Source organism: Clostridium sp. AM49-4BH (assembly GCF_003478335.1).
Lineage (GTDB): Bacteria > Bacillota > Clostridia > Lachnospirales > Lachnospiraceae > Butyribacter.
The window spans coordinates 80,670-88,940 of the sequence record NZ_QUFB01000007.1 but is presented as its reverse complement, the minus strand read 5'-3'; the positions used below and the strand labels follow the sequence as shown (position 1 = coordinate 88,940).

Genomic DNA, 8,271 nt, shown 5'->3' with positions numbered 1-8,271 from the left:
TAACTGTTCCTAGATTCAAAGCCCGAGGTTAATATCAGCCACCGTAAGCAACGCTTACGGCTGTGTCCTTGAAGGCACACAGAGGCAATGCTAAAATGCTGTGATGCGACGGAAAGAATGTAACTGTTCCTGAGTTCTTCGCCGTCGGTAATACGATCAGAGCATTGCTTTTGTGCGCCCTCAAGGATGGCGTCCGTTATCAAAAACATAAATATCTGCAATTTTCAAGGTTCATTTGAGCCTATTTTTCTTCGGCTCGTTTTTCATAGCTTACTTGACACTATCATAGGGACAAGGTCTTCCTTCATAAACACCGGAATGCCGAGCTTATGTGCCTGGTCCGTCAGAGACCATGCCCATTCCGGCTCCGTATGAATCTTCCTGCTCTGAGCTCCGGTCATGGTGCCGACAACGATCCATTTGATTCCGGAAAGGTCAATTGTGCCGGGATCATCGAATAACGGCTCAAAGGTAACATGGTAATGTTTTGCTCTGACGTTTTTCCGAAGGGCGTCGATACGCCACAGTTCTGCTTTCCTCGTCACCGTAACGCCAAACCATGCGTTTTCCAGATCGGTATCAAAATCCAGCAAATCAGGTCGCTTGGTAAGGAACAGGAACTGATGCTGTGGATTTTCACGGATCTTTGCAAATACCTTGCCTCTCCATTCCGGCTTCCATCCAGAGAAATCGCTCATGCCGGTAAGAAGAAAGTTCTGCGGACGTTTCTTTTCCATCATCTTGAGCTTACTCGGAAAGAATTCAGGGGCAGCGAAGTCATCAATCATATGCCAGCGTTTCACGTTGTTGCGGGCATAGCAATATGCACACCCCACTGTGCAGCCAATGACGATATTCATGTTCTGAATCTGATCTTTGATACAAATACTCATGACTTCTGCCACTCCTCAAGATTCTTTCTGATGCGGTCGAGGCATTCCTCAAACCGGGTAATTTCTTCCTCTGAAAAACCTTTGTAGTAAATACTGCCCATCTCATCAGATACAGAATCGTACTCGCCCTTTAAGGCATGTGCTTTCTCAGTCAGAAACAGGAGTGTTTTCCTTTTGTCCGTTTTAGACTGAACACGGCTTATCAGCCCTTGATTTTCCATTCTTTCCAGCATCGTAGTAAGAGATGTTATCGCTAATCCGCATTTAGTCGAGAGTGACCTGATTGAGATACCATCCTCCTGCCACAGCACATAAAGAATACGCCCCTGGGCTCCATTAAACGCATCAATATTCTTTTCGCTGAGAATCTTCTCGAAAATCCGGTCTCCAAGCTGTTTTATTTTGGTGACAAGAAATCCTCCATTCATTTCCATACAAAAGCTCCTATATAGTAGTTTATTAAAAACATACTATATAGGAGTTTTATTGTCAAGAGTTTATATGTCTTAATAGGTAAATTCCGTTTTTCAATTCTTCAAACCGGAAATTGTATAGTTCTTTAGATAGAGAAAATATCAATTTAATTGTGCTTCACATTCCTATTGAACAAAAAGCTAATACAATACATGGCTAATGCTACGTATGTGATTACCAATATAATTAACGATACATTTTCATATCTCATGTCCTGTGTAAAACAATATGGCAAAGCACATATATCAATAAAACTATGCATAATAATAGGAACCCATAAATTACCCGTTTTTTATAAATTATACCAAAATAAAATCCCATACCAATGGTAGAAACAACTTTAAATAATATAACCCATATTCCCATACCTAACATACCTAGAATATGTCCTAATCCAAAAACTACCGATGAAACAATAATTGCTATTTCAGTCTTGTTGTCTTTTCCGTCCGCAAATGCCTCAACAATATTAAGAAACAATCCTCTAACATAAAATTCTTCAATAATCCCCACCCCAATATAATACAAAACACCTTCTATCAATATTCTCCATATTGTTGGTCTATAATCAAAGGGAAATAAACCAATAAAAAAGGCTACAAAAGATAATACTCCTGCTATAATTCCTGGCATAGCATAGCTCTTCAATCCCTCTCTTAATCCACATACTGAAAGCCCAAAATTATATGTTACTTTAAATAGCTTTAATACAACTATTGCAAGCATCCCAATTATAATAAAATTTATCAGCAATGGAATAATATATGGGTCAACATCAGCAATATTTACTTTTAACAATACTCCTGGCAATCCTGAAATGTCCATAAAGGCAATTCCTAAACATAAAATTGTAAGAATCACTCTTGTTTTTTTGTTCATTATCATTTCCTCCTTCATTTGGAAAATATGAATTTATATATCTCCTTTTAGGCGCACTAAAGATTTCTTTGTTTCAAATCCATCTGGATATCGCCTCTTTAATTTATCAATATTTGCTTGAAAAATGTCTTCAAGAGATATATCTAGTGCTGTCGCAGCTTCTGCAATATACCAAGCTACATCTCCAAGTTCCTTTGCCAAATGTTCCTTGTCCAATTCATGTCCTTGAGCCATCCATTTTTTTACTATGTCAATGGCTTCTCCTGATTCGCCACATAATCCCATTACACTATTTATTAATACGTCTCTTTTACTTAGTTCAGGATTTAAAGTAGTCATTGCCAATTCCTGATATTCATTAATGTTCATTCTAATTTCCTCCATAACGTGCAAATTCCGATTGCTCTAAGTTTTCTCAGTTACACCTTCTTGCCCTTCGGACAAGAAGTATCCCTCGCTCAAAGAGCTCGGTCAATTCCGATTGAACAAAATCGTTGCGCGATGACCTGCCAAGGCTGTGGCGCAGTTTTATTTTTATTAAAAAAGCAGTGGCATTACTTTCCATAATCCGTTATTGTTAAGTTACCACACGAAACAACTGAACTAAGAAAGCTCCACTGCCTATGATAAGAATAACATTTTCCAGTCTCTTCCGCAATCGGAATTATGACGCCACTCCGAATCTGAAGCATAAAGCGATTATTGCAACTATGTATTCTTCCGGATTACGTGTATCAGAGGTTGTTCATCTTCATTATGATGACATTTCACGTACCAACATGACGATTCATGTTCGTGAAACCAAAGGCAGAATTGACAGGTATACAATTCTGTCTCAAAAAAATTTAGACCTTCTCACAGAGTATTGGTACAAATGTGGTCGCCCTAAAAATGAAGTGCTATAATAAAGTTGTAACAGAGATGGCTAGCCGCATGAGTTAATACAGATATTTTTTTAGCCAAAAGTGTTACAAAAAAGCTTGACCACAACAGCCACCACGCTGCTTTTCTGTTCCACGATTTTGTGCTGTAGCGCCGTCATCTTTATTTGAGTATCATGCAGGCACTCAAGAGTACTGCTATTCCTCTTCCGCCTGTTCCAAGCATTTCTGAATAGTTTCCCCTTTAATAGTGTGCTTTATCGTACTAAGCCGACAAATTTGCCGCTATACATCATTCATTCAAAAATCTGTTTTCGGTATCTTAAAAACAGCATTGTCAAAATGCGTGAGATTGTGTTATAATTACACGATAGTGTGTGCTGGCATATAAATTCCATCTGTGCATGGCGTGCGAAGCGCAGATGATAGATGTGACTGGCACCAGTAACAATTTGATTACGAAGAAAATACGCACGCAGAAAAGAGGATATCATGGCAGAAAAGAAAAACATCTTGACCGAAGAAGGTCTTGCAAAACTGGAAGATGAATTACAGGACTTAAAGGTAAATAGACGTAAAGAAGTTGCAGCAAAGATTAAAGAGGCAAGAGAACAGGGTGACTTGTCCGAGAACGCCGAGTATGATGCAGCGAAAGATGAGCAGAGAGATATTGAGATCCGTATTGAAGAGATCGAGAAGATCTTGAAAAATGCAGAGGTTGTCAGCAGCAAAGATGTTGATGCTAATGCGATCAACATTGGTTCTACCGTTCGCATCAAAGATCTTTCTTCCGGAGAAGAGATGCAGTATAAGATCGTAGGTTCTACGGAGGCAGACATTCTTGGTGGTAAGATTTCCAATGAGTCTCCGGTTGGTGTTGCATTGATCGGTGCGAAAGCAGGTCAGACTGTTGATGTTGAAACACCAAAGGGAACTGTATTGCAATATGAGATCCTTGAGATTCAAAAATAATAAATGCAATACGAGATCCTTGAAATATAGAAATAATAGATTTTGTATAATAGCATGAACTTGCAGAAATAAGAGAATCTGCATACAGAAATCGTCGATAGATATAAGAGAAAGGGGCTAAGATCGTGGCTGAGCAGCAGAAGAAACCACAGAAGGAGCAGGATATCAACCAGCTTCTCAAAGTTCGTAGAGAAAAATTAGCAAATTTACAGGCAGAAGGCAAGGATCCTTTTGTTATTACAAAATATGATGTTACACATCATTCTATGGAGATCAAAGATAACTATGATACATTAGAAGGAAAAGAAGTGTCAGTGGCAGGCCGTATGATGTTTAAGCGTGTCATGGGTAAGGCATCTTTCTGTAATATACAGGATCTTCAGGGTAACATTCAGTCATATGTCGCTAGAGATGACATTGGCGAGGATTCCTATAAGGATTTCAAAAAATATGATGTAGGAGATATTCTTGGTATCAAAGGATTTGTCTTTAAGACAAAGACCGGAGAGATCTCTATCCATGCGAAGGAAGTTACGTTATTATCTAAGAGTCTGCAGATCCTTCCGGAGAAATATCATGGACTGACTGACACAGATACTCGTTATCGTCAGCGTTATGTCGATTTGATCATGAATGAAGACGTTAAAGATACTTTTATCAAGCGTTCCAAGGTAATCAGCAGCATTCGCCGCTATTTGGATGGACAGGGCTTTATGGAGGTTGAGACCCCAATGCTTGTCTCCAATGCCGGTGGTGCAGCCGCAAGACCATTTGAAACACACTTTAATGCTTTGGACGAAGACTTAAAACTTCGTATTTCTTTGGAGTTGTACTTAAAGAGATTGATCGTGGGCGGCATGGAGCGTGTATACGAGATCGGTCGTGTATTCCGTAACGAGGGATTGGACACAAGACACAATCCGGAGTTCACGTTGATGGAGTTATATCAGGCATATACAGACTATCACGGCATGATGGATCTGACAGAGAACCTGTATCGTTACATTGCAAAGGAAGTAACCGGTTCGGAGGTGCTTACTTACGGTGAGCATACAATGGATCTGTCCAAGCCGTTTGAGCGTATCACAATGGTAGACGCGGTTAAGAAGTACGCAAATGTTGACTTCAACGAAGTTGCAGATACAGCCGCTGCTAAGAAATTGGCAGATGAGCATCATATTGAATACGAGGATCGTCATGAAAAAGGTGACATTCTCAACCTCTTCTTCGAGGAATATGTAGAGGAGCATTTGATCCAGCCAACCTTTATCATGGATCATCCGATCGAGATTTCTCCTCTGACTAAGAAGAAACCGGACAATCCAGATTATGTAGAGCGTTTTGAGTTCTTTATGAACGGCTGGGAGATGGCAAATGCATACTCTGAGTTGAATGATCCGATCGATCAGAGAGAGCGTTTCGAGGCACAGGAGAAAGCATTCGAAGCTGGTGATGATGAAGCAAATCACACCGATGAAGACTTCTTGAATGCTTTGAGCATTGGTATGCCTCCTACCGGTGGAATTGGATTTGGTATTGACCGCATGGTTATGATGATGACAAACTCACCGGCAATTAGAGATGTGTTGTTGTTCCCGACAATGAAGAGCCTCGACAAGTAAATTTCTATAAATAGGTGTTTAAACCGTGTAAAATGAATTAAGAAAACAAAAAACCTTTTCAAAATGAGAAATCATTTTGAAAAGGCTTTTTTATTTTGAAAGATCTTTACCAAGATCCACCGCCGCCTCCGCCGGAACCACCGCCGGAATGACCGCCGCCAGAACCTCCACTTCCCTTAGAGCTTGGCGACGACGTCATTGCCGCTGTGGCAGACCGCATCGTCGTATTCATGAAATGATGGAACCGCACTGTATCAAACGTGTTGTAATGCCCATGAGATGAATACCATTGCGGTGGTTCGATCGCAATAGATTCAAATTTCTCCATCCATATATCCGACACGTCAAGCACATATGCATACGGCAATATATTGTAGAAATACTGCGGTTCACGCTCTACCATAGTCTCCAGGCGATCTTTTTCTGCTGTCTGCAAAAATGTCCGAAATCCTCGTAAACGTCCCAAAACCTCCGTGCCATACTCTGTACGCTTTGGCATATAATAATCAAAGAACATGATCACACCACATGCGATGATCGCCAACACAAAAGCGATCCGATAAATTGTCGGTGTATAGAACACAACATTACGCAGTCCCAGGCAATATCCGCTGATCATAGCGATCGACATCACAACGCTGAGGATCTTACTAAAGATCGTCTCTGAACTAAAGATCGTCCGAATAATAAATGCCAGCACAAAACCAAACATGATCGGTACTGTTAGTGAAAATGTCGCATTGTATGTATAATCATATATCGGCAGATACGTTGCTAAAAAGAAAATCCCCGCCATCATCGCATAACAGATCAAATGCTTATTAATGGAATTGGCATAAAACAACACTTGTCTATTTTGCTTTGTATTTACCATTTTCAAGATCTTATTCACCGTCTTGTAGAATTTATCCTTCAGCTGATCTTTATTGGTAACATCAAAGCCACGAAACAAGCCTTTCATGAATGCCCGTTCTATCGCATTATTTCCATCATATTCTTTCAATTTGCGGATCGTAAAATCCTGATTTCCAAGCAGGCCCTTCTTCCCTTCAACAATTTCTATATAACCCTTTTGTGCCAGGTACACTAACAACGATATAACATCATTCGCATCCACCTTGCCCTTATAGGCAAAGGCTGCCTCTACACTATTGAATTCCTTTGGCGGATGGAACTGTATCGTTTCCACTACCACATTATCCCGTCCGACTTTCCACCAAAGCAGAAATGCTGCACCCGCTGCTGCCAAGGACAACAAAATACTGATCAGCGCCGGCCAGATCCTTTGTTTGACCTGATCATAATATCCATCCGGTAAGACCATTCTGACTGTAACTGCCTCTCCCGGATTTAAGATAATGGAGGGATCTACATATCCTTCCATCACTTTGCCATTGATCGTATACTGCAGTCCCTCATTATTAGTCGAACCACTCTCACCATATGCCATACCGACTTTACTTTCGTCAATATCTTCCGGCATCATGATATGAAAGGTAACATTTTGGATCGTTGTATCCCAACTGGTTCCAATGATATTATAATAGAACTCATCTTCCCCTTTACGTACATCTTTCCCCATATTGTAATCGTAAGAAATGTGATACATATGCTCGCCAACAAGCGTCTTATTCTTATCTCCCAGCTGAATACGGCAATAAGAACCCTCTCGGCCTACGGTCTTTTTTTCACCATAGGTTTTGATATTCGTTACGCGCGCCTGAATACGGGAAGTTGATCCATCCTCGCGACTTACGTTATTGATAACCGGTATGTCTCGGTAAATACCATGTCTCGCCTGGTTAAAGTTCACCTGCAGCCTCTCCGTAACATGATACACATTATCCTTACCAACTTTAACTGTGACATCGTATCCTTGTATCTCGTAGGGATAATAAGAGTCTGCCAAAGCCGGTTTTGCCATCAGCAAAATCCCGGCAAGCAACATAAAGCCAAAAAGCTTTCCTTTTCTCCAAATGCTCTCCACCACTAAAATTTCACCTGCACATTCTGCCGCTCAACAGCATTCTCAACCTCAAACATCTTCTTTGTCTCAAAATGAAACAGACCGGCGATCAAACTTCCCGGAAACATCTGTACTTTCATATTGTACTGCTTCACCGCACCGTTATAATATTTTCTTGCATTTGCAATATCATCCTCTGTTTCATTCAGGTTATGACTCAGATCCATAAAATTCTGATTTGCTTTCAGATCCGGATACTGCTCTGCCACTGCCATGATCTGTGGTATCATTTTAGAGATCTGTGCACCATTCTGAATCTTTTCCTCTGGTGTCATTGCATCATAACTGCCGGTACGCAGCGATATCACCTTTTCCAATGTTTCTTTCTCATGCGAAGCATATCCTTTGACTGTTTCCACCAGATTTGGGATAAGATCATAACGTTTTTTCAGATACACATCCATCGTTGCAAATGCCTCATCTACAACAATTCTTCCTTTGATCAGCCCATTGTATGTACCAATCACCCAACAAACGATCAATAGTACAACAACTGTTCCAATAATCCATCCTATCATCTTTGT

The 8,271-nt window shown here is 40.5% G+C and carries 8 protein-coding genes and 1 pseudogene; 3 read left to right on the top strand and 6 right to left on the bottom strand.

Features of this window, described 5'->3' with window-relative positions:
• Nucleotides 1–263 precede the first annotated feature (263 nt).
• From DW981_RS03685 to DW981_RS03670, 4 genes are all read right to left on the bottom strand, one after another.
• Complete coding sequence (locus DW981_RS03685; protein ID WP_118506817.1) at nt 264–893, bottom strand: radical SAM mobile pair protein A; 630 nt, start codon at nt 891–893, stop codon at nt 264–266.
• A complete protein-coding gene (locus DW981_RS03680; protein ID WP_015567822.1) occupies nt 890–1,327 on the bottom strand; it encodes a radical SAM mobile pair system MarR family transcriptional regulator in 438 nt (145 codons plus the stop codon). The genes DW981_RS03685 and DW981_RS03680 overlap by 4 nt, the downstream gene beginning before the upstream one ends.
• Before the next feature lie 247 nt (nt 1,328–1,574).
• Complete coding sequence (locus DW981_RS03675) at nt 1,575–2,246, bottom strand: CPBP family intramembrane glutamic endopeptidase (RefSeq protein WP_182434118.1); 672 nt, start codon at nt 2,244–2,246, stop codon at nt 1,575–1,577.
• Between the two features lie 33 nt (nt 2,247–2,279).
• Nucleotides 2,280–2,615 carry a nucleoside triphosphate pyrophosphohydrolase family protein gene (locus DW981_RS03670; RefSeq protein ID WP_118442911.1) on the bottom strand — a complete coding sequence of 112 codons (336 nt, stop codon included), beginning with the start codon at nt 2,613–2,615 and terminating at the stop codon, nt 2,280–2,282.
• A gap of 299 nt (nt 2,616–2,914) precedes the next feature.
• On the opposite strand from DW981_RS03670, the pseudogene DW981_RS03665 reads away from it, so the two are divergent.
• From DW981_RS03665 to lysS, 3 genes and pseudogenes are all read left to right on the top strand, one after another.
• Nucleotides 2,915–3,136 (top strand): annotated as a pseudogene (locus tag DW981_RS03665) (tyrosine-type recombinase/integrase); the annotation flags it as partial.
• A gap of 483 nt (nt 3,137–3,619) precedes the next feature.
• Entirely contained in the window at nt 3,620–4,099 is a 480-nt protein-coding gene (greA, locus tag DW981_RS03660; protein ID WP_022025984.1) for a transcription elongation factor GreA, read from the top strand.
• 125 nt (nt 4,100–4,224) lie between these two features.
• Entirely contained in the window at nt 4,225–5,721 is a 1,497-nt protein-coding gene (gene lysS, locus DW981_RS03655) for a lysine--tRNA ligase (RefSeq protein WP_022025985.1), read from the top strand.
• Nucleotides 5,722–5,827: 106 nt separating this feature from the next.
• On the opposite strand, the gene DW981_RS03650 is transcribed toward lysS, so the two are convergent.
• Together DW981_RS03650 and DW981_RS03645 are read right to left on the bottom strand one after the other, a co-directional pair.
• Nucleotides 5,828–7,711, bottom strand: a complete 1,884-nt coding sequence (locus DW981_RS03650; RefSeq protein ID WP_118506815.1) for a DUF2207 domain-containing protein — start codon at nt 7,709–7,711, stop codon at nt 5,828–5,830.
• Nucleotides 7,711–8,265, bottom strand: coding sequence for a LemA family protein (locus DW981_RS03645; protein ID WP_118506814.1), 555 nt, complete (start codon nt 8,263–8,265; stop codon nt 7,711–7,713). The genes DW981_RS03650 and DW981_RS03645 overlap by 1 nt, the downstream gene beginning before the upstream one ends.
• Nucleotides 8,266–8,271 lie beyond the last annotated feature (6 nt).